Source organism: Chryseobacterium sp. GW823-FHT05E08, from assembly GCF_058795655.1.
The window spans coordinates 244,976-266,635 of record NZ_JBXAHY010000001.1 but is presented as its reverse complement, the minus strand read 5'-3'; the positions used below and the strand labels follow the sequence as shown (position 1 = coordinate 266,635).

Genomic DNA, 21,660 nt, shown 5'->3' with positions numbered 1-21,660 from the left:
AACATCTTCTATTTAAGCTTAAATAATTAAAAATCAACAAATTAAAAAAATATATTTTAGTGGAATTATTTCAGAAAAATTTTGAATGAATAAAAATTACTTTCATGAAAAATTATAAATTTTTAAATTCAGAATTATGATAAGTAATTCAACAATATTACCTTTTTTGATAGTTGACATTATATTTTGAGATGTATATAATTTATCCAAACCTGCTCTTTATCTCTATTTTTTTCAAAATTATATAATATAAATTTTTGATCGTATTTTACTTTTTTATTGAAATACAATTTATCATTTACATATACTTTAATTTTTTTATTTGTATCAATCATTTCAGGTGAAATGTTAATGGAGAAAGATCGTATACGAGAAGTTTCAATATGGAAAATATTATTTTCATATTTTGCCTTTATTTTCCCTGATTTTCTTTTGAAATCAAAAGCATTTCTATCAACTTTCTCAACAATTAAACTATCATTTTTATCATAACTCATCCATTTTGTTATTTTAAAATTCAATTCTTTATGCCAGTTAGCTTTTGATGTCAGAGTATCAAGCTTAATATCAGACAACCAATCATTATTACCATATTTATCATCATCAAATTCCCAAGAAATCTCTTTGGGGAAAGGATTTCTTTTTCTATTCTTTAAATCTTTGAAAACTATTTGATAGGCAGGTTCAGATTCATCAAACTGAGGAAACCAATGAGGAAAACCATTATATCGGTAATCTTTATAATCTGCCGTTATTCCGCTCATTAATTTTACCAAGTCATCATTTGCATTCATTGGATAATAGTAATCTTTATCTGTAGAAAAGTTAATAAATGAGCGATTTTTTATATTTTCAACAAAAGTTCCGCCTGTGAAAACTTTGGGGTAAGTATTAAATCCATAAAAGCCAGCGAATTGTGTAGGCTGTTTCATTAAATAAGAAAATGAACCTGTTGCTCCATTAGAATGCCCTGAAATGAAAACCTTATTGTCATCTACATAGATTGATTTCTTTATCTGTTTTAGTATTTCCGGTATCATAAAAAAACCATCATCCGGTGTCATCCAGTTATATTGCTTGCTTCCCTTTGGAAAAACTAAAATCACATTATCTAGATCCGCGTATTTGGTGTAAAACCTATTCCAACCACCCAAATTTTCTTGAGTGATCTGATAATCAACCAATATATTATTGCGGACTGCACCATGAAGAAAGAAAAGGAGTGGGTATTTATTTGCAGGATTATAATTAGTAGGTAAATGAATAAGATAGGACGTTGTTGCAGAATCGTTTATTTTAAATGTAATAGAATAATTCTGTTGTTTTTTTGGTAGATATGGATTATAATTTTTAATTTTTTCATATATATCATTTCCATTTTGACTGTCATTAAAAGAATATTCTTTTATCTTATAAAATTCATCTTCAATTTTATTTAGTTCTCTATAAAATTTTTCTTTGTCCTTTCTAGCATTCTGCTTCAAAGTACTCCATCTTGGGTCATTAAGTAAATTTCTATATTCACTTTCTGCAGATTCTCCAATAATATAACTCCATCCAGCGATGCCATCTTCATCCGTTTTCATTTTTGAAAGTAGCGTAAGATATTTGAAAGCTTTATCGTAATCTTTTAATTCCGAAGCAATAACAGAAGATTTGTAAAGCCCAGTTCCGTCAATATTATTAGGATATATTTGAAAAGCATATTCATACATGTCCAATGCTTTTTTATAACCTATTTCATCCTTGGACTTCCACATGGTTTCTAATGCCTTTTGAGTCAATACTGAATAACTTTCTTGCCCACTTGCAAGAAAACTAATGAAAAGTAAACTCAATGTTATAGAATATCTCATAAAATCTAAAATTTGATGAGACAAAACTATACATACTAATGCGTAAAAACTTGTAAAAATGGAACATGGCAAATTATTATCGTAAATTCCAAAATGTGTCTTGATTACCTAAAACGGTTCCTTTTTCAAAGAAATTTCTAGGTGAATTTTCTGTAAGGTTTTTGTAGGCTTTATTAAAATGGGATTGGTCATTATAATTAAATTCATAAGCAAGTTCGGTGAAGCTTTTATTGGGATCCTCAAACAATTTATTATTAACAGTCTTCCTGAATAGTACAATTTCATGGAATTTTTTTACCGAAACACCCAAATGATGTTGAAAATTTCTGTTCAAATGTTGCCTGCTTATACCCAGAACTACAGAAAGTTTTTCAACAGTAAAATTTTCGAAATTATCAAAAATATATTGAATTGATTTATTTAAAATAGAAGGTTCAAAATATTTAAATCTTTTTTCTAAAAATAGATCAAGCAAATCGGTTAAGTTATCCCGATTTATGGTTGAAAAAATTTCATTAAGTTCATCTTGATTAAAAAAATCAAAATTTGCAATATAATCTGCAAAGTTTAGATTTTCATAAAATTGTTGAATTCCCAAAGGATGAAATACAATTACAATTCTATACACCTTCCCTCGCTGTTTTACATTGAGTAATTTCTGTCGGATAGGAGTGAAAATCTGTAATGCATTTGCAGTTTCACTGAAAATTACGTCCCCTTCTTCTTCTCTGATATGAGATTTATAAAGCGAGATTGTATTATTAAAATGAGGAAAACATTGAAACTCATTGCTTATATTATTTGGTTTTATATCCAAATAATAGTAATCAACGTATTTTTTAATCAATACATTGTTAGGGGTAAACGTTTCAAATATTTCTTCCATTTTTCATCTTAATTATCCATAAAAATAGTGATTTAAGAACGATGAGACTTAGTAATATTTAATATAAATAAAGTATATCATCATAAATAACTCCCCCCTACCTGAAAATCTTCTGTGCAAACTGATAAAGACATCTTCTCCAAGTCAGCCATTCGTGGTATGTTTGAGGAGATTTGTATTGAGAATAAGAATATTTATTTTGATTTAAATAATTAATTATCGTTCGATTGTATTCAAAAAATCTTGCATCTTCTTTTTCTCCAATTCCGATAAAAAAGAATGGCTTTTGTTTAGATTTTAATAAATTACTGATAGGAAATTCTTTAAAAGGTTGATCTGCTGTTCCTTCATAAATAACAGGGCTGAAAGAGCCAATTGCAGAAAATAATTCCGGATGATTTGCTCCGATCAACATCGCCTGATAGCTTCCGCGAGAAAGTCCTGCGATGGCTTTTCTACCATCAGTGTTATATTTTTTTTCGATGTAGGGAATCAATTCCTGAACAACAATCTTATCTAGATTTTTAGTTGAAACAACAGTTCTTGGATAATTGTCCGGCATTTTTTCCTGTTCAGGGTTCAATGCAACGCCGTAATCCATCACGACAATCATTTCTTTTGCCTTTTTTTCAGCAAAAAGATTATCAAGAATATTTATAATGTAACCTTGCTTTTCCCAACCCGTAATATCTTCGCCGGTTCCGTGATAAAGGTATAAAACAGGAAACTTTTTAGTTCCGTAATTGGGCGGAAGATATACTTTGAAATTTCGTTTTCCCAAGGTAATTTTCGAACTTAAACTGTCATCAACAATTTTTCCATGCTTTACATTTTTCTCAAAGAAAAAATCTTCACCGGAAGGAATTTCAATTCCGCTTGTTGGCTGGCCATAACCGAAGTAAAGTTCTGTATTTGGATCATTTGTGCGCTTGCCATCTACATTGAACCAATAATAATGAAATCCAATTTCCATGGGCGGAGTAGAGATATTCCAAAAACCATCTTTGTCTTGGGCTGTAACAGATTTTAAATTTTGCATCCCATCTCCTCCCTCTAAAACAACAGATTTTGCATCCGGAAAATAAACTTTAAACTGAGCCTGATTTTCAGCATTAATTTTCGGAAATTCTTTTCCTTTCAATGCGGTTACAGAAGTTTTATAATTCTGGGAAAATACCATTGCTGACCATAAGCCTAGAATAGAAGTTATTATCTTTAAATTTTGCATTTATTTCGTTTTAGAATAGTAAAAAGTTGTGTAATTTATGGATTTAAACTTAAAAAAAGCTGAACTTCGATATGAAGTTCAGCTTTTCTATGATGTATCTAAAATTTAATTAGGAACGAAGTATTTAGTGAAATACGATCTGTAATTCTATTGTTCTACGATGGTAAGTGCATTGTAAACTCCCGATCCTGAAGTATCAAACTGGCTTACCGTACTGTCTGAAAATGCTACTGTAATCCATGTAAAAGGCCTTAATTTATCACCTTTGTTCAGATAAACACTCACCGTACAGGCAGAACCTACAGGTATTTTATTAGGAGATGATCCAGTATCCGAAGAATATCCATTATTGGTTTTTACCCTTTGAGTAATCGTCCCCGCAGGATTTCTAACTTCCCAAATAGCCTCTGTCTGGTTATTTGACCCCGTATTTACCTGACTGGCTTGCAATGCAAAAGTAAAAGTGGCAAAATATACCCCAGCTCGTGGCGCTACAAATTCGCCCGTTGCAGGATTGAAATTAGTATTCGGTACTCCTGAATCTGAGTCTAATATTTCCGTCCAATTCGTCAGATAAGAAGATCTTCGCTGAACAATACCGGATTTGGTTCCTATTTCTGAAGGAGTTCCACTTTCAAATACATAGGTATCCTGTGTTGTTTTACTGGCCATTACTACGATTCTGGGTTTTCCTTTAGGATAAAAACTAACCCAATTCGTACCATCGGAAAATTCCAGATATCCTTTAACCCCAATTGCGGGACTTGCAACATAGCGCAAAGCACCTGATCCGGCCTGTGCGGCTGTTTTATCGGTATTTCCTACGGCAACAGAACCATTGGTTCCACTACGCAAATCTATTGCAACCTTTGGAGCAGGAACTAAAACACCCATTTTCCCTGCATTGTCGACAACGACATTACCTGCATCAGTTTTAATTTCGACAGGATTTGTAGGATTTGGCACTCCCAATCCTATTTGGGCATTCACCTTTGTTGTTAAAAATAACATAGGTATAAAAGCACTTGCTAAACTTTTTATTTTATTCTTTTGTCTCATTTTTTATACCTTTTATAATTCGCTAATGCTTAAATTATTTAATTTACTATCATTAAAAGTATCTCTTGCACTTCCTATATTATGTTTAACACTAAATTTGATAGTATCATCTTTTTTAAGGTTAAAAATAGCATTGCAATTCCCACTTATATAGTTACTTACCGCACCGGATTGAAATGCAGGATACGAATTCACCGTTTTAAATATTGGAATATTATTCGTTAGTCTACTACTTTCAATTGCCGTTTCTATAAAGGTATTTTTAGGAATATTACCATTCGCTAAAGTAATACTGAAAGAAACCAGGTAGAACCCGTCACGTGGAGCGGTAAAAGTATCATCATTGTTAAAATCACCGCCTAAATCAACGGTTTCATTCCAACCTTTAATATAAGTAACTGTATTATCCGGTATACTTTGAATAGAGCTTTTACTCGCGTTTACAAGTGCTTTAGTTGGGGGTGCAAGGGGCAGGGAAATCCATTGTTCGCCATCAGAATAATCTAAAAAACCACCTGAATTATAACGGATCGCCCCCGCTCCGGCTGCTGCAGGAGTTTGTGTATTGGTACCAACACCTATAATCCCTTCATTATCTGGTGAACGAACATCTACTTTAGTCACAGGATTTAAAAGTCCTACTCCCAATTTACCATCCGAAGTTACGACCACATCGTTGGATAGCTTTGTGGCATCTGGCGTGGCGCCGTTATCCTTTGCGGCATCTATTTGAAGAGGATGCGACGGATTTGGAGTAAAAAATCCTATTTGCGCAGTCATTTTACTTGCGGAAACAATTAAAATACAAGTCAATAATTTATATATGAAATCAATTTTCTTTTTCATGATCTATCTTTAATGTTCTATAATGGTTAAATTATTAAACCCATCATCTGGATTTGCCGGATCTGAAGAATCTGTTGTTACTCTAAGTGGCACAGAACCAGATGTGATAAGGTTATGGAGCAATCTTGCCACTACCTTTGTACCTGCGAGCAGGGTAAGTGTAACCGTACTCGATCCTCCGGCTTGTGTGAAGCGGGTAGAATTGGCATCGTCCGCAGTCCCTGTCATTGATTGTCCAAATGTTTTATAAACACTCGCCAAAACAGTATTTGTTGCAGGGTTATAAAATTGTGATTCGACTCTGGAACCATCATTAATAACGGTACTGTTGAAATTAAAGGTTAGTAAAAATGTGTAAGTACCATCACGAGGAGCTGTAAACTCACCATTGGAGATATTAAAGCTGCTACTCATATCACGAATTACATTCCAATTAATAATTGTAGTAGCCAAATTTTGAGTAATTAATTGACTTGAAACTTTACGCACAACCACCACTGCTTTTTGAGGCGCAACATAAGCTTTATTCCATACTGAACCGTTTGAAACTTCTATTTTTGCGCCTACCGGTGCATGAATCACATCATATCGCACCGCACCTGCGCCAGCATCCACAGCAGTCATCGTGGTAACACCTAAGCCCAAAGCATTTTCGGTTGCAACCGATCTCATATCTAATTTTACCTGTGGATTAAGAACTCCCACTCCAATAAAACCTGTGGTTTTGTTAATAATAAAATCATTAGCTATTTGCGTTGCAGTTGGTGTCCCAACAGCTGCATTATCCTTAGAACCATCTACGTGAAAAGCTCCCTGCGGATTTGAAGTCCCTATACCTGTTTGAGCAGAAACCAACCCTCCATATCCATAGAACATTGACAATAGTAATATTCTATGCATTCCTTTATTCATCATTTTCATTTTAAATATTGTAATATTGGTAGTTTAGAAGATGAGCATCGCTCAGTGTTTGGGATAAGAACTCTTCAGAGATTAAGGAATAATCTTTTTTCATTACATCATCGTTTACTTTATCGTCTACTCTACTAATTCCTGCTTGAGCGGAAACTAATGGAGAAACTAAAGAAGCCAATGACGGCATTTTTTTTCTCATTTTGTATGTATTTAATTATGTTTAGATTTTCTACTAAGTATCAGAAAAATTGAAATTTCTTACAGTAAAAATTTATTTTTCCATTTTGTCACGGTGTTTCTGCTTAGCTTAAAATGCCTGGCAAGCTGGGAGTTATTGAGTTTATTCTTTTTCTGATATTCTAATATTTTAACAATGGTTGATTTATTATAGGATCGATGCTTTTGGTTAAACTCAGCATTTTCTTTAGAACTTTTATTGAAAAGAATTTGGCTTATCTCTATAATATCCAGGGTTGATAAATTGGCTTTAGATAATAATTGATCGCATATTTCTCTTTTTTCAGGGTACTTTATGGTAATCATATCGCTGTAAATTCTTTTATAATCAGGTGTGTTTTGTATGTTCATCTTTATTTATCTTTTTTTAAGTGATTATACTTGCTTATCCATTTATACAGAGTCGTTTTCGGGATTCTGTATTCCGCTATGATCTGTGATTTCGTTTTATTGCCGTTTTCTACCTGCTCCAACACAAAATCTACCATTTCCTTTGTATAAATATTTTTTCTATAATGTGGAAGTGAAGATGTTTTATTAGCAGGATTATTATAATGAGCATTAGCCGGAGGAGCATACAAGATCAGGTGTTGGGAATAGAGCCTGAAAAAGTCATATTCCAGCAACGTGCTCATTCTCAAAACAATTTCAATATCCAAAGATTTTTGAGACTGTATTTTTTCCCACTCCGAATCTGTGCATTTTAAAAATTTACAGATACGAAATGAATCCATTCCCTTTTCTGCAACGCGCTCACGAATTAAGTTTCCGATGTGGATATTTTTCAGATCAAGTATCATGAATGAAAATATTTAAAGTTTGTGTTTTTTAATAGGTGGTAACATAAATATCTCTTATTTTGTTATCCGAATTCTCTGTACAATATAAAAACAGCCTTTTTTTGATTAACCCGAAAAAATATCTTTTCAACGTACATTCATATCCTACAGCTTGTACTTTTTCGATTTTATACCCTTTCAGCTTTAACAAAATCTGAGCTTCTAAGATTGTTTTTCCTACAAGTATCTCATAATTATCTTGTTGCATTATTTCTTAAATAGTGTTGTATAAAGAAAATTTTCATTTGTGTTTTCAGAATAATTAAGCCTGATTTATAATATCCTTTCGATACTTACACTGCTGTCTGTTGAACCTCCGAAATTATAACTGCTTATAGACCAAGAAGAACCATCCAGAACAAGACGGAATGTAACATCATTATTAACATCAAGAAATAAAACACCGTCCGTAGAAACAAGGTAATTTCCGACATTGATAAAAGGAGATGCAATCCCGGACATGTAAGCCTTTTCTACTCCATTCACCACAACGACAATTGTAATTCTAGCTCCGTTAAAATCAAATCCGGCCGTAAAACCACTGAATAGTACATTAAAATTAACCCTGTATAATCCTTTCTGTCTTATTCTAAAGGTTTCAGAATTTCTTACAACAGACAGATAATCAGAAAACTGCGAGCTGTTTGTCGGAACAGAAAATTTTAGATTGTCCGAGCTGCAGAGCTGTAAAAGCTGTCCGAAAAGATCAGACGTAGAAAGGCAGGTCATATTTGTACTGTTGATACTCGCCCTCGTCCACGTTGTTGATTTATTTTTAGCGTTAAAAGCCTGCTTCCACTTTGTTCCGTCATAAACTTTGGTAAGACTTTCCGCTTTATTGTACATCAACATCGCTTCCATTGTGGCATCGTCATCGTATTTATCGGGTTGAGCAATGTTGTATTTTGGTAAAACGGTTTCGTTTTCTGCAACGGGAAGAATCAATACTTTTTGTCCTGAATTTTGAAGTTCCAGCTGAGTATTCGTACTTGAAAGCGTTGAACCTCCAATCACAACCTGGGAATTTGCCAACATAAATCCCAACATACCTATAAATGCTAAATATTTTTTCATGTGTTTTATTTTTAAGGGATTATCTTAATTTTTGAATATTAACGAAGGTTTCTCTATGATCTGTTGAATTTGAAAAAGTAGAGATCACAGAATCCGTATTTACAGCCGCCTGAAGCCTTATTCTAGAGTTTGCAGGTAACGTAACCGAAGCTGAAACACTTGCACTTTTATTTCCGCCCTGTCCGAGATCAATGAAGATTCCGCCGTAGAGTTTGGTTTCTTCAAATGCCAGTGTAGACCAGGTCGTTCCTCCATCGTAGCTTACATCAATGCTTACCCAAAATGTAGCATCTTTACCCAAAGAACCTAGAGAAAAACCTCCAAATCCTGTAACTCCGGAAATATGATACAGTCCGGCTTGTGGTATTTGGATCACATTATCGCTTCCGCTTGTCGGCGTCGTGGTATTCAGATTATTAACCAATAATTGAGACCTGTTTGTAACCGGAGAAAGTGAAATAGTCTGTTTACTGTTGCTTCCGAAAAGTTGTAAGACACTACACGTACTTATCGTTATTGGAGTAAATGGCGGAAAAGGATTGGGTGCCTGTACACCTACACAATTCCATGTTTTTGAATTGTCTGCCTTTCTTCTCGTTAAAAAAGGATTGTACCAACCTCCAAGCTGAAGTGCGGGAATCCATGTTGTTCCGTCATATTTATAATACTGTTTGTCTTCTTTATTGTACAGAATTGCACCTTCCAGAGGAGCCTCATCATTAAAATAATCTTCCTGAGTATTATTAAATAACGGAAAAGTTGTAATATTTTCAGCACGGGTAAAAATCACCCCTTTTGTGGCATTTTTTATGTCCAGTAAAGCATTTTGATGAGCAGAACCAGCCGTTTTGGAAATCATCACCTGTGCATTGAAAAACGTTGCAGCAAGTAAAGCTGCAGCCGATAAGTATATTTTAGGATACATAATTTTAGAATTAATGATTTATAAAACAATTTTTTCGAAAATCAGCTCACCTGTTCCATACGTATTGTTGTTCTGAAAGCTGGTTGATGAGTTCACCAAAGGCGAAAATCCGGATTGCATAAAGCCCTGCAAGCGAAATTTTTCTCCGGCATTTACCTGCAAAACGATCGATCCGTTAAAGACAGGTGAATATCCAAGATTGTCATTATCACTTGTAAAAGATTTGTAATCAATTGTCGAGAACGTTGTAGGTGTTGCAACTGCTGCTTTTTGGAGTCTTAATTGAATCTCGTCCGTATTCAGACCGTTAAAAGTTGCGTAACCTCTGTAAGTAACTCTATATAAAGCTGTTTCATTTACAGTTACAACATTTGAAGCCAAGGAAAGGCTAATAGAACTTCCCTGAAAATCTACACTTCCGTTGTTGGCAAGCAGTACAGTTCCTGAAGCCGTACAACCATACGGTGGAAGAAAACCTCCATTACAGGAAAGATTAAGATTAGCAGAACGCGAAAAGTGGGCAAAATACTGTGGCCTAACGTCTACGACATAATTGTAGATACTCGACCAATTAGTTCCGTCGTGTTCGTAGATCGTACCATTGTCTTTACTGTAAGCTACTGCCCCTCTGAAATTGTTGTCATTATCGGGGTCTGCCGCATTGGTAATTTGTGAAACCACAGGAATCAACACCGCTTTTGATGGTGTGGTAGATTTCACATCCAGAATAGAATTCTGATGCGGTTCGTGATCGGCGGGATTGGGAGCAATAGCTATTTGAGCATGGCATAAAGTTCCCAAAACAAAGAGCGAAATAAAATAGTGTTTTTTCATCATCAACTTTTTTTAAGTGATACTAAATGTAAATTGGATCAAACGCAATTTTTCAAAAGCAATAAATTTTTTAATCATTGTTCAGTGTGTGTGTTTTTAGAATCTATGTAACGAAGACTCAGAAATAATTCAATTGTGCATTGGATTACAGTGCAATGTTAGAAACTTTTAGAGGTTGTTTCAAAATGGTATGAGTTGTAAATTCCGAAATTTTAACTTAAAAAATAAATCAATAATTAACTTGTTATTAATAATTTACATCAATAGTTATCAAAATAAGTCGTATTTTAACGTAAGGAAAATGGAAGAGAAAAAGAAGTGATATTTTGACCGAATAATGGAAGAGATAATTTAATTAAAAGTATTGACGCTTAAATCACACAAATATTTAATTATCAATAACTTAAATCAAATTTAACGCGTTATAATTTCGGAATCTATCACATATCGATCATAAGTAAATATTAAAAATAGCACTAAAATTGCAACCCTAAAAACTTTATGAAATGATGATAACAAAAAAAATTATTCTACTTTTGGTAGGTGTGATTTTCAGTTTTATACATGCCCAATCCTATACCGAATCACAAATTGATACTGAGATTGAAAATGCAAAATTACTCAGTGCAAATAATCCCAAAAAAAGTATTCCGGTTGTAACTAAAATCTATCAAACTTCTAAAAACCAAGGTTACAAAAAAGGAATGTTGGAATGTGATAATATTCTGATGGCTAAATTTTATGATGCCGGAGACTTTAAAAAAGTTGTAGAACTAAGTAAAGAGGCAGAAATTTTAGCAAAAGAAACAAATGATAATGTCATACTTTCGAATACCTATAGACTCAGAGGTTCTTCTTATACGGAATTGGGGTTTAATGATGAGTGTTTGAAAGAATTTAAAAAAGCATTAGATGTAGCCGAAAAAATTGATTCTAAAAATGACAAAAATTACCAAAAATCAATGACTTACAATGGTTTAGCAAGCTATTCTGCACATATTAATGCTCCATTAGATTCTGTGGTAAATTATCAGAAAAAATGCTTAGAGTCTGCCCTTCTTTTAGATGAAAACAAAGATTTTATTAATAAAAAATATTTTATCATTACGCTTTGCTACATCAATTTAGGTAAAACAAGCGTAGCTCTGCAACAAACAAAAGATGCTGAAATGTATTTTTCAAAAGCCTTGGAAATCTCAGAGAATAAAAAATATATTATTGGTAAAGATTTAAAAGTGACCGTTCCTACTGAATTCGCATGGCTTTATTATGATCAAAAAAAATATGATAAAGCAAAATCTTTCGCTGAAAAAGCAGAAAAAATCGAAAAAGGAGCTGGTCTGCCTTACATGCGCAGAGATATCTATGAAGTATATTTCAAATCATGTGTAGAACTTGGGGAAAAAGAAGTCTCTAAAAAATACATGAATCTCTATACCAAACTGAATGACAGCATTGTAAATATAGAAAAGAAAGCCATAAATACTCCCGTAAAACACATTATTGATGAAAAAGAAGAAGTATATACCAATGATATTCAAAAGATTATTGTGACTGCGTCAGGGATTATTATTGCATTATTATTAGCAGGCTGGTTTTTCTGGAAACAAAATCAAAATAAACTTCATAAAAGATATAAAACAATCATTGAAAATCTTAAAAATGAAGAAAAAACGAGTCCAATTGAGCCAATTTTAGTGGAAATTGAAAATAAAAGTCCCGAAAATGCCATCAACATCTCTGACGATACAACCACTTCCCTATTAAATAAACTTTCTAAATTTGAAAAATCTGAAAAATTCCTGAAAAACGACATCAGTCTTTCTTCTTTATCAAGCTCATTAAATACAAACCCAAGATACCTTTCAGAAATTATAAAACAGCATAGAGGCAAAAATTTCAATAATTATCTTCACGGACTACGAATTCATTATATCACCAACAAATTATATGAAACTCCTGTTTTCAGAGAATATAAAATCAGTTATCTGGCAGAATATTGCGGGTTTTCTTCCAGAGAAGTTTTCGCGGTTATATTCAAAAAAGAAACCGGTGTTACGCCTTCTTATTTTATAAATCAGCTCAAAAAAGATGACGTAAAACAAGAAGCTATATAAATAACTTGTTTCAACTTTTTATTTTCACCACAAAAGAGACAAAAAACTAACACTTTCGTTATTTGAGTTTATCAGGATAATGTAAAATATGAGCACATAAGTTTTTAAAAATCTAAGATTTTTATTCTTTTGCGTGCTTTTGTTTTCAAAATAAGTAAACTTTATATAGTCCAATAATAGCTTTTATTTCTTTTGTGGTTAAATTTTTAATTATTTTAAACAAATTCAAAGTAAAAAACAGTTGCTCAATCAATTAGCAACTGTTTTTTTTATATTTATCGTGTCGTATAACCTCCATTTGCAAAGATGGTCTGTCCGGTGATCCACCATCCGTCTGTTACTAAAAATTCAATTAAAGGTGCAATGTCTTTAATATCAGTCAATCCACCCAAAGCTGATGCAGATTTATGATAAGCTACAGCATCCGCACTTTCCTGTCCATAGAAAAAAGGCGTGTCCATTGGGCCCGGAGCAACAGCATTTACAGAAATTCCTCTTCCTCCAAATTCTTTAGAAGCCGCTCTTGTAAAATGTTCTACCGGAGCTTTTGCCCCTGCATATGTGGAATATAAATCTGTGTAAGCAGCTAATAATGAAGTAACAACAGTACAAATTTTCCCGTGATCATTCAGTTTTTTACCGGCTTCCTGCAAAAAGAAATATGCTGATTTTGAATTAATGCCAAACATCGTATCATATTCAGCTTCTGTAGTTTCGGTAAATGGCTTCTTTAATACCATTCCTACCGTATTTATTGCGATATCGATACCTCCGAATTTAGAAATCGTTTCGTCGAATAATTTGGTAACGTTTTCTACTTTAGTTAAATCACCCTGAAATAAAAATGCTTCCGCACCCAGCGCCTGTACTTCCGCCAATGTTTTTTCGCTTTCGGCTCTGGATCCTTCACTGTTATAATGGATGGCTAATTTCGCTCCTTTTGATGCAAAATCTTTACTTAATAATCCACCCAGATTTTTTCCTCCTCCCGCAATAAGAACAACCTTATCTTTTAAATCATTTCTTGACATACAAAATGTTTTTTTAATTGTTAATTCTTACAAATGTGAATATTATCAATTAAAAACAGGCATTGATTTTGCCTAATCTTGTTATCAATTCGGAATTCCTTTTTATAAATACAGAATTACAATCAACTCATTTACAATAAATTAAATTGAAATTTTAAATTATTTCAGTTGATCATAAAAATACAGTGTACAGCATACGATTTTCATGATTTGAGTGTTATTGAAGTACTAAATGCTCTCAATTTTCATTAAATTTTAGTTGTTTAATAGTTTGTTTGAAGCACTTTTAACAATTCCGTCTGTTGCATCACTTCATTTTTACTGTTGATCAGATTATAATTTGCCTGAAGCCAGTTATTTCTCACAACAAAAAATGTATACGCATCCATTAATCCTTCTTTGTATTTTTCTTCTGATTTTTGGAAAGATAATTTCTGATTTTCAAAATTTGATTTCAATAAACTATATTTTTCCTCAGAATTCTGGAATTGTGTTTTGATGGAATTGATACTTTGCGTAAGATTATTAACGACAATTTCTTTTTCGTAATTGTAATTAATAACATTCAGTTTTGCAATTTCAACGTTGTTTTTCACTTGCAGTTTATTAAATATCGGAACCGAAAGTCCGAAAGAAACCTGCTGACTTTTATTTCTTTTAAACTGATCCGAAAAAGGATCGGCAGATTCACCCAAAACTTTGCTGTAAAAACTTGACCAGTTGTAAGAACCATTAAGCGTCGGGAAATAGGCAGATCTTGCAATACTGATATTCTTTTCAGCAGCATTTATTTCTGTAATTACGGTTTTGTAAGCAGGATTTTTCTCCAACAAGTTTTTAATAAACTCAGGATCATTAAAGCCAAAATCTGATAGATTTTCTTCAGTCATTTTAAAATCTAAAGAATCGTTTGTGATGGCCAGCGCATTCAATAAATTTATTTTAGAAAGATCCCTGGCATTCTTTGCAGAAACCCACTGTTCCTGCAAAGTTCCAAGGTTTGCTTTAATATCGTACACATCGCTTTTTGGTCGGTTTCCTATTTCAACTTCTTTCTCGGTACGTTTGATCTGATCTTCAATTCCTGAGATCTGAGTTTCCAAAACATCCAGCCAGCTTTTGCTGTTTTGATATTTGAAAAACATTTGGATAACATTCAGTTTTACATCATTTTGAGCCTGCTTCATTTTGTACGTTGAACTCTCTTTATTAATTTTTGATAAAGAAATATTGAGATAATTTCGCCAGTTCATCAACTCCCAATTGGCTTGTGCATACACATTATCGTATTGTGTGTTGATCGCTTCTCTTTGATTATTATTCTGATTGATCCCCAATCCGAAATTGTAATTATGATTAACTCCGGCTTCAACCGACGGCAGCAACATCCCTTTTGCAGCAGAAATCTGACGCTCATTTTTCTGAATAGTAACGGTAGCCTGCTTTATCAACGGATGATTTGTGGCTGCATAATCCAGACATTGCTCGAGCGTCCAAACCTGCTGAGCCGGAAAAAGATTAATGATAAATATGAAGAATAATTTTTTCATAACAAATTGACTGACAGTTGATAATTAATAGTTGATAGAAAAGCTTATGATTTACAGCTTACTCGTATTTCAGGTATTTTACAAGATTCACTTTTGTGGCCTGATACGCTTTAATGCTTACCACAGAAAACGTAAGTAAAAGCAACACAATAAGACTGAAAACAAATGGCCAAACCGGCATATCTATTCTGTAAGCGAAGTCTTTCAGCCATTCATTAATCAAATAATAACTGATCGGAATACTGATAACAACGGCAGTAAATGTAATCCAAAGGAATTGTTTAGTTAACCCAAGAATCAAGGTTCTGTCTGATGCGCCAAGTGTTTTTCTGATGGCAACGTCTTTCAATTTCTGTTCGATCATTAATGATGACAAAGCGAATAGTCCTAACAATGCTACGATCAAAACCATTGCATTCAGAATAGTGAAAAGGGTTTGCTGTTTTTGATATTTTGCAAATGTCTCTGCAAATTTTTTATCCAGAAAATAGTAATCGAAAGGATAACCCGGCTCTATACTACCCTGCCAATAGGTTTTCAGTCTTTTTACAGTTCCGTCGATATCATTCGGATCTATTTTTAACTGAATATTGTAGACATTTAACCTCTTCCATTCAGTTTCTTTGTAATGGAAAAATATGATTGGCTCTACTTCCGTTCTCAAACTTCTGATGTTGAAATCCTTTACAACACCTACAATTTTATACTTTTTGTTATCAAATCCAGGCTTAATTTCATTTTTTAAAGCGTCTTCATCTTTCCAGCCGAATTTTCTTACAAAAGCTTCATTAACTAGCACATTATTTACCGTATCAGACGAAAGATTAGGGTCTAGCCAACGGCCTTTTTTCAGTTTAACATTAAGAAATTTCAGATAATCATAATCCATAGATCCATGCTGTCCCTGAATACTTTTATCCATAAAATCCATATTCGAACTGCTTGATCTGTTACTTCCGGGAACCGCTTCTCCGTAAGAGACATCGGTCACACCCTTAATTTTTCTCATTTCAGTTTTAAGCCTTTCATATTTCAGCCACGGTTTTGGATCGCTTTCATTAAAGTTGATCATGATGATTTGTTTTCCGTTGTAGCCGAGGTCTTTATTCATCATATATTTCACCTGCTGATTAACGATCAATCCGCCAATGATGAAAAATGAAGAAATAATTAATTGTAAGGTCAAAATCCCGTTTCTCAACCAAACTCCGTGCTTGCTTCTTGCGAAATTTCCTTTCAAGGTTTCTATTGCCTTGAAGTTGGCCAAGTAAGTTGCCGGAATCAATCCTGAGATCAGTGTTACCATAATTACCATCACAAATGAGTAAAAGTAAATATGCCAATCGTTCATCTTCATTTCTTTGTCATAAAACTTATTGAAACTTGGTAAAAGAAGCTCCGTTAAGGCCAATGAAAGTAAATATGACGCAATACAAATTACAAATGTCTCCATCAAAAACTGTAGAACAAGGTTAGATCTTGTACTTCCAATTGCTTTTCTAACGCCAATTTCTTTCGCTCTTTGAGAAGCTTGCGCCGTTTTTAGATTGATGAAATTAATAGCTGATAACACAACAATTAAAACTGAAAGCGTAAACAGAATCATCAACGTTTTAAAATCCGGATTTCCGAACCAAGATGCTTTTGCGTGGAGTTTTATTTGATCAAGTGGTGTTAATTCACTGTCTGTAGGTCCGTACAAATCAAGGTATTGCTGAATGGTCATTCCTGAGGAATCTTTGTCCAGACTTGCACGATATTCAAAAATATCCTTTATAAATTTTTTCTGCACAAATTTAGGATCTGTTCCTTTTTTCAGCATAAAAAATGCTCCGTAATTGAAGTTTCCCCAATTTTTCTCATCACTTTTGATCTGTTCTACAGGATTAATGATGAATTCGGGCTTTATCTGGCTATTTTCTTTCGGTAACTCATAAACGGCAGTTACGATGTAATCTTTGTTCTCAAATTTTATACTTTCTCCGGCAACATTGGTTTTTCCAAAGAGATTTTTGGCTGCATCTGTGGAAATCGCAATTACATTTCCGCCTTTCAAGGCATCTTTATAACTTCCAGCAACCAATTTGAAAGGAAAAAATTTGAAAAAACTTTCTGTACCCGTCATTCCGTCTTTCTGGAAAACGGTTTTAACCTTTGTGGTCATTTTCAAACCAATTCCAGAACCATTAAACAAAACGTAATCTTCAACGCCCGGAATTACTTCTTTCGCACGTCTCGCCATTGGAATAGAAATATTGTTCCCGTAAGAATTTTCCGGTTTATGGTACGTTTGGAAATAGTAAATCTGGTCTTTTTTAGGATTCCATTTTTCGAAGGATTCTTCGTCATTCCAATGCATGAGGATGAGCATAAATCCGGTTAACCCGATCGTCAATCCAAACAAATTGATGATGGTTGAGAGCCAATTCTTTTTATAGTTGATGAAGGCAATTCTTAGCCAATTGTTTATCATAATTGATGTAATAAGTGGTGATAAATTACAGAGAAACGGCGCTAAACCGCTCTCTGTAATTTTTGAAAAATAAGGATGAATGAATGAATGAATGTATTTTTTGCAGAATTTTATTATCCAAAATTCTTAGCATCTGCTTTTTCGAAAACATCTTTTCTCTGGGAAGAATGCTCTTCGGAGAAGATCTCGCCATCTTTCATATTCACAATTTTCGAAGCGTAATTGGCATCGTAAGAAGAGTGCGTTACCATTGCGATGGTAGATCCTTCTCTATGCAGCTCTGCCAAGAGATTCATAACTTCGTTTCCGTTGGAGCTGTCCAGATTTCCTGTAGGTTCATCGGCAAGAATCAGTTTTGGTTTCGTTACCAACGCTCTTGCAACGGCTGCTCTTTGTTGCTGACCTCCGGAAAGCTGTTGTGGATAATGCTTTGCCCTGTGAGCGATATTAATTTTATCCATGATCTCTTCCACCTGTCTTTTTCTTTCGGAAGGCGAAACGCCGTTGTAGATCAATGGAAGTTCGATATTTTCATAAACTGTCAATTCATCAATCAAATTAAAATTCTGAAAAATGAACCCTATATTTTTCTTTCTGATGTCTGATTTTTTTCTTTCATTTAAATTGATCGTTTCAGTTTCTCCAAACTTATAAGAACCTGATGAAGCGCTGTCCAACAATCCCAAAATATTAAGAAAAGTTGATTTCCCACAGCCTGAAGGTCCCATTATCGCTACAAATTCGCCTTCTTTTATGCTTAGACTTACATTGTTTAATGCGTTGGTTTGAACGTCTTCGGTTTTATAGACTTTTGAAATGTTTTGAATATTTATCATTTTATTAATTTTTTAAAGTGTTATTTATTTTGCTTGAGGATTTATTTTTATTTCTGAACATCAAGCATTTCATATTTTTTTATCTCAGAATAATCGGAACTTATGACTTTTTCGCCCTGCTTCAATCCGGAAACAACTTCATAATACAGTGGATTTTCTCTTCCCAGACTGATGTTGCGTTTTTCAGCTTTGTTACCTTTCAGAACAAAGATCCATTTTCCGTTGGTGTCTTTGTAGAAATTTCCTTTCGGGATCATCATGCTTTGGGTATCGGCAGATAATTTTAATTTTACTCCGAAGGTCATCCCTATTTTCAGGTTTTCAGGTTTTGCATCGATGAAAGTCAATTCTACAGAAAACTGTCCTTCTTTAACTTCCGGAAGAATTTTTGTAATAATGACTTCAAACTGTTTTGCATTGCTTTCCAGACTTCCTTTAATCCCGTTTTGAAGCTTATTGATGTAATATTCATCCACTTTTGCAATCAGTTTGTAACCGCCCATTAGATCTACTTTTCCGATACTTTCGCCACTTGTCAAATTCTGCCCAAGCGTAATATTGAACGATGACAATCTTCCTGAAACCGGCGACATAATAAGGAAATTGTTTTTGTTGGAACGAAGAATATTTAAACTTTTTTCCATTTGATTAATAGAATTATTAATCGCTGAGAATTGAGAATTTCTGGAAGCTTTTTCACTTGAAGCTCCTTTTTCCACGATTACTTTTCTCTGTTTCTGATAATTTAAGTTTTGAAGGCTGATGTCGTAATCCGTTTTCTTTCCAATTTCTGCATCATATAATCTTTTCTGAAGATTGAAAGACTGCAAAGCCGTATTGTAATCATTCTGAGATTGAAGCAACTCTTTATCCTGATTGAATTCCTGATTTTTAAGTTCCAAAAGCGTACTTCTCATCTGGCTGATTTGTTGCATAATTCCCGTTTCCTGATTCAGATAATTGAATTCCGTATTCGGGTTGTAAACTCGTGCGATTGGCTGACCTTTGGTTACCATCTGTCCGTCTTCCGTAAAAATTTCTTTTACAGCACCGCCTTCCAAAACGTTGACCAATGATGAATTTAAAGATTGGGTCTGCGCGGTTACCATCAACATATCTTCAAATCTTCCCACCGTAACTTCATCCACCTGAATGTCTTCCAACTTCACGTTATACGTTTTTTTCTGATTCAGAAAATACCAACCAAAAACCGAAACTGCCAACGCAGAAGCAACGATGATTAATATTAATTTTAATTTAGACTTCTTTTTTACTATTTTCGTATCCATATTTGAGATAACTAATTTACTTACAATATATTAGACAAATCAAATACCAGAGATTTATAATCTTGTAAGAGCCTGAAAACGTGAACGAAAATAATTTTATTCATTTCAGGACTGTTCATTATCGGACACTTTTTGTACGAAAACGAACATTTTTAATTGGTTGTTAGTGTTTAGTTGTTGGTTTTTAATGTTTGATGTTCGATTATGATAAAAAATTACATTCGAATCACTAAAAGCTAAACACAAGAAACCACACACCAAATACAAATAAAAAACAATGCGAAAAAAAGAAGCTCATATTTTAATTGTTGATGATGACGAAGATATTTTATTTTCGGCAAGAGTTTGGCTTAAGAAATTTTTCACGGAAGTAAGCTGTCTCAGCCAGCCAAAGAATATTCTGAAGTTTTTGACCGAACAACAAATCGATGCCGTTCTTTTGGATATGAATTTCCGAAAAGGATTTGAAAACGGGCGAGACGGATTGTATTGGATGCAGGAAATCAGAACTTTAGAACCTCAACTTCCGATCATTCTGATGACGGCTTATGGCGAAGTTGAATTGGCTGTTGAAGCTCTTAAAAACGGGGCATCAGACTTCATTTTGAAGCCTTGGAATAATGAAAAATTATACGCTTCCGTCAATCTGGCTGTGGATATTTCACGAAAGAATAAAAAACTGAATCAGTGGGAAAATGTAAGCATTAAAACCAATCAATATCAGTTAGATACAAAATCTGCTGCAATGCAGGCCGTGATGGATCAAATTACAAAAGTTGCTGCAACTGATGCTAATGTTTTGCTTTTAGGAGAAAATGGAACCGGAAAATATGTTTTGGCGGAGCATATTCACGAATTATCGGGCAGAAAAAATCAGCCTTTTGTACACATTGATTTGGGAAGTCTTTCTGAGAATCTTTTCGAAGCGGAATTATTCGGTTACAAAAAAGGAGCTTTTACAGATGCCAATCAAGATTATTCCGGAAAGATTGAAAATGCCCAAAACGGAACTGTTTTTCTGGATGAAATAGGAAATCTTCCGTCTCATCTTCAAACCAAATTGTTAAGTCTTATTCAAAATCGAAAATTATCCAGATTGGGTGAAAGTAAAGAACGAATATTAGACATAAGATTTATTTTCGCAACCAACGAAAATCTGAAAAAAGCGGTATCTGAAAACCGTTTCCGAAAAGATCTTTATTACAGAATCAACACTGTAGAACTGCAGATCCCAAATCTGAGAGACCGAGTGGAAGATATTCCGACTTTGGGAAATTATTTCTTGGAAAAATACAAACAGAAATATCATAAAACAGAGCTTACTCTTAACGAAACTTTAATTGAAGAATTGATAAATTATTCCTGGCCGGGAAATATCCGTGAATTGGATCATTGTATTGAAAGAAGCTTAATTCTTTCTAACGATAAAAACCTTAAATTACTAATGCCACAGGATGAAGAAGCTGACAATCCAATAATCAATCTCAATATTGAGGAAATGGAAGAAATTCTCATCAAAAAAGCGTTGAAAAAGCACAGAGGAAATATTTCTCTCGCCGCCGAAGATCTCGGATTGTCGAGAGCCGCACTTTACAGAAGAATGGAAAAATTTGAATTGTGATGAGTTCGGAAGTTAGAAGATGGAAGTCCGAAGTTAAAATCTTT

Annotated in this window: 20 protein-coding genes; 2 read left to right on the top strand and 18 right to left on the bottom strand. The window is 33.7% G+C overall.

Going from position 1 to position 21,660, the window contains the following annotated elements; all coding sequences use genetic code 11:
* Positions 1 to 179: 179 nt before the first annotated feature.
* The 13 genes from AC1Q7L_RS01245 to AC1Q7L_RS01185 form a co-directional block, all read right to left on the bottom strand.
* Positions 180 to 1,856, bottom strand: coding sequence for an alpha/beta hydrolase-fold protein (locus tag AC1Q7L_RS01245; RefSeq protein ID WP_492305745.1), 1,677 nt, complete (start codon positions 1,854 to 1,856; stop codon positions 180 to 182).
* A 76-nt stretch (positions 1,857 to 1,932) separates the two neighbouring features.
* On the bottom strand, positions 1,933 to 2,742 hold the full coding sequence (locus AC1Q7L_RS01240) for a helix-turn-helix domain-containing protein (RefSeq protein ID WP_492305746.1): 810 nt from the start codon (positions 2,740 to 2,742) through the stop codon (positions 1,933 to 1,935).
* 97 nt (positions 2,743 to 2,839) lie between these two features.
* Entirely contained in the window at positions 2,840 to 3,970 is a 1,131-nt protein-coding gene (locus tag AC1Q7L_RS01235) for an alpha/beta hydrolase-fold protein (RefSeq protein WP_492305747.1), read from the bottom strand.
* A 147-nt stretch (positions 3,971 to 4,117) separates the two neighbouring features.
* On the bottom strand, positions 4,118 to 5,029 hold the full coding sequence (locus AC1Q7L_RS01230) for a hypothetical protein (RefSeq protein ID WP_492305748.1): 912 nt from the start codon (positions 5,027 to 5,029) through the stop codon (positions 4,118 to 4,120).
* A 12-nt stretch (positions 5,030 to 5,041) separates the two neighbouring features.
* A complete protein-coding gene (locus tag AC1Q7L_RS01225; protein WP_492305749.1) occupies positions 5,042 to 5,875 on the bottom strand; it encodes a hypothetical protein in 834 nt (277 codons plus the stop codon).
* 9 nt (positions 5,876 to 5,884) lie between these two features.
* Entirely contained in the window at positions 5,885 to 6,787 is a 903-nt protein-coding gene (locus AC1Q7L_RS01220) for a hypothetical protein (RefSeq protein WP_492305750.1), read from the bottom strand.
* A 10-nt stretch (positions 6,788 to 6,797) separates the two neighbouring features.
* Positions 6,798 to 6,989, bottom strand: a complete 192-nt coding sequence (locus AC1Q7L_RS01215) for a hypothetical protein (RefSeq protein WP_492305751.1) — start codon at positions 6,987 to 6,989, stop codon at positions 6,798 to 6,800.
* 59 nt (positions 6,990 to 7,048) lie between these two features.
* Positions 7,049 to 7,378, bottom strand: coding sequence for a helix-turn-helix domain-containing protein (locus tag AC1Q7L_RS01210; RefSeq protein WP_492305752.1), 330 nt, complete (start codon positions 7,376 to 7,378; stop codon positions 7,049 to 7,051).
* Between the two features lie 2 nt (positions 7,379 to 7,380).
* Positions 7,381 to 7,827 (bottom strand): transposase, encoded by a 447-nt coding sequence (locus AC1Q7L_RS01205; protein ID WP_492305753.1) that lies wholly within the window; start codon positions 7,825 to 7,827, stop codon positions 7,381 to 7,383.
* A 28-nt stretch (positions 7,828 to 7,855) separates the two neighbouring features.
* Positions 7,856 to 8,074: a hypothetical protein gene (locus AC1Q7L_RS01200; RefSeq protein WP_410690915.1), complete on the bottom strand. Its 219-nt coding sequence runs from the start codon at positions 8,072 to 8,074 to the stop codon at positions 7,856 to 7,858.
* A gap of 65 nt (positions 8,075 to 8,139) precedes the next feature.
* Positions 8,140 to 8,940, bottom strand: coding sequence for a hypothetical protein (locus tag AC1Q7L_RS01195; RefSeq protein ID WP_492305754.1), 801 nt, complete (start codon positions 8,938 to 8,940; stop codon positions 8,140 to 8,142).
* A gap of 19 nt (positions 8,941 to 8,959) precedes the next feature.
* Entirely contained in the window at positions 8,960 to 9,865 is a 906-nt protein-coding gene (locus AC1Q7L_RS01190; protein WP_492305755.1) for a phage tail-like protein, read from the bottom strand.
* Between the two features lie 18 nt (positions 9,866 to 9,883).
* Positions 9,884 to 10,699, bottom strand: coding sequence for a phage tail-like protein (locus AC1Q7L_RS01185; RefSeq protein WP_492305756.1), 816 nt, complete (start codon positions 10,697 to 10,699; stop codon positions 9,884 to 9,886).
* Positions 10,700 to 11,205: 506 nt separating this feature from the next.
* Here AC1Q7L_RS01185 and AC1Q7L_RS01180 point away from each other — a divergent pair.
* The gene (locus AC1Q7L_RS01180; RefSeq protein ID WP_492305757.1) at positions 11,206 to 12,816 is read left to right on the top strand and encodes a helix-turn-helix domain-containing protein; all 1,611 of its coding nucleotides are present in this window, start codon (positions 11,206 to 11,208) and stop codon (positions 12,814 to 12,816) included.
* A gap of 275 nt (positions 12,817 to 13,091) precedes the next feature.
* Here AC1Q7L_RS01180 and AC1Q7L_RS01175 read toward each other — a convergent pair whose 3' ends face one another.
* The 5 genes from AC1Q7L_RS01175 to AC1Q7L_RS01155 form a co-directional block, all read right to left on the bottom strand.
* Positions 13,092 to 13,847 (bottom strand): SDR family oxidoreductase, encoded by a 756-nt coding sequence (locus AC1Q7L_RS01175; protein ID WP_492305758.1) that lies wholly within the window; start codon positions 13,845 to 13,847, stop codon positions 13,092 to 13,094.
* Between the two features lie 263 nt (positions 13,848 to 14,110).
* Positions 14,111 to 15,397 (bottom strand): TolC family protein, encoded by a 1,287-nt coding sequence (locus AC1Q7L_RS01170; protein ID WP_492305759.1) that lies wholly within the window; start codon positions 15,395 to 15,397, stop codon positions 14,111 to 14,113.
* A 58-nt stretch (positions 15,398 to 15,455) separates the two neighbouring features.
* Positions 15,456 to 17,870, bottom strand: coding sequence for an ABC transporter permease (locus tag AC1Q7L_RS01165; RefSeq protein ID WP_492305760.1), 2,415 nt, complete (start codon positions 17,868 to 17,870; stop codon positions 15,456 to 15,458).
* Positions 17,871 to 17,983: 113 nt separating this feature from the next.
* A complete protein-coding gene (locus AC1Q7L_RS01160; protein WP_492305761.1) occupies positions 17,984 to 18,706 on the bottom strand; it encodes an ABC transporter ATP-binding protein in 723 nt (240 codons plus the stop codon).
* A 47-nt stretch (positions 18,707 to 18,753) separates the two neighbouring features.
* A complete protein-coding gene (locus AC1Q7L_RS01155) occupies positions 18,754 to 19,995 on the bottom strand; it encodes an efflux RND transporter periplasmic adaptor subunit (RefSeq protein ID WP_492305762.1) in 1,242 nt (413 codons plus the stop codon).
* A 277-nt stretch (positions 19,996 to 20,272) separates the two neighbouring features.
* Between AC1Q7L_RS01155 and AC1Q7L_RS01150 the strand changes: the two genes are divergently transcribed.
* The gene (locus tag AC1Q7L_RS01150; RefSeq protein ID WP_492305763.1) at positions 20,273 to 21,616 is read left to right on the top strand and encodes a sigma-54-dependent transcriptional regulator; all 1,344 of its coding nucleotides are present in this window, start codon (positions 20,273 to 20,275) and stop codon (positions 21,614 to 21,616) included.
* Positions 21,617 to 21,660 lie beyond the last annotated feature (44 nt).

Coding starts and splice junctions, on each gene's coding strand:
- AC1Q7L_RS01245 (WP_492305745.1), bottom strand. CDS start 1,856: ATGAGATATTCTATAACATTGAGTTTACTTTTCATTAGTTTTCTTGCA.
- AC1Q7L_RS01240 (WP_492305746.1), bottom strand. CDS start 2,742: ATGGAAGAAATATTTGAAACGTTTACCCCTAACAATGTATTGATTAAA.
- AC1Q7L_RS01235 (WP_492305747.1), bottom strand. CDS start 3,970: ATGCAAAATTTAAAGATAATAACTTCTATTCTAGGCTTATGGTCAGCA.
- AC1Q7L_RS01230 (WP_492305748.1), bottom strand. CDS start 5,029: ATGAGACAAAAGAATAAAATAAAAAGTTTAGCAAGTGCTTTTATACCT.
- AC1Q7L_RS01225 (WP_492305749.1), bottom strand. CDS start 5,875: ATGAAAAAGAAAATTGATTTCATATATAAATTATTGACTTGTATTTTA.
- AC1Q7L_RS01220 (WP_492305750.1), bottom strand. CDS start 6,787: ATGAATAAAGGAATGCATAGAATATTACTATTGTCAATGTTCTATGGA.
- AC1Q7L_RS01215 (WP_492305751.1), bottom strand. CDS start 6,989: ATGAGAAAAAAAATGCCGTCATTGGCTTCTTTAGTTTCTCCATTAGTT.
- AC1Q7L_RS01210 (WP_492305752.1), bottom strand. CDS start 7,378: ATGAACATACAAAACACACCTGATTATAAAAGAATTTACAGCGATATG.
- AC1Q7L_RS01205 (WP_492305753.1), bottom strand. CDS start 7,827: ATGATACTTGATCTGAAAAATATCCACATCGGAAACTTAATTCGTGAG.
- AC1Q7L_RS01200 (WP_410690915.1), bottom strand. CDS start 8,074: ATGCAACAAGATAATTATGAGATACTTGTAGGAAAAACAATCTTAGAA.
- AC1Q7L_RS01195 (WP_492305754.1), bottom strand. CDS start 8,940: ATGAAAAAATATTTAGCATTTATAGGTATGTTGGGATTTATGTTGGCA.
- AC1Q7L_RS01190 (WP_492305755.1), bottom strand. CDS start 9,865: ATGTATCCTAAAATATACTTATCGGCTGCAGCTTTACTTGCTGCAACG.
- AC1Q7L_RS01185 (WP_492305756.1), bottom strand. CDS start 10,699: ATGAAAAAACACTATTTTATTTCGCTCTTTGTTTTGGGAACTTTATGC.
- AC1Q7L_RS01180 (WP_492305757.1), top strand. CDS start 11,206: ATGATGATAACAAAAAAAATTATTCTACTTTTGGTAGGTGTGATTTTC.
- AC1Q7L_RS01175 (WP_492305758.1), bottom strand. CDS start 13,847: ATGTCAAGAAATGATTTAAAAGATAAGGTTGTTCTTATTGCGGGAGGA.
- AC1Q7L_RS01170 (WP_492305759.1), bottom strand. CDS start 15,397: ATGAAAAAATTATTCTTCATATTTATCATTAATCTTTTTCCGGCTCAG.
- AC1Q7L_RS01165 (WP_492305760.1), bottom strand. CDS start 17,870: ATGATAAACAATTGGCTAAGAATTGCCTTCATCAACTATAAAAAGAAT.
- AC1Q7L_RS01160 (WP_492305761.1), bottom strand. CDS start 18,706: ATGATAAATATTCAAAACATTTCAAAAGTCTATAAAACCGAAGACGTT.
- AC1Q7L_RS01155 (WP_492305762.1), bottom strand. CDS start 19,995: ATGGATACGAAAATAGTAAAAAAGAAGTCTAAATTAAAATTAATATTA.
- AC1Q7L_RS01150 (WP_492305763.1), top strand. CDS start 20,273: ATGCGAAAAAAAGAAGCTCATATTTTAATTGTTGATGATGACGAAGAT.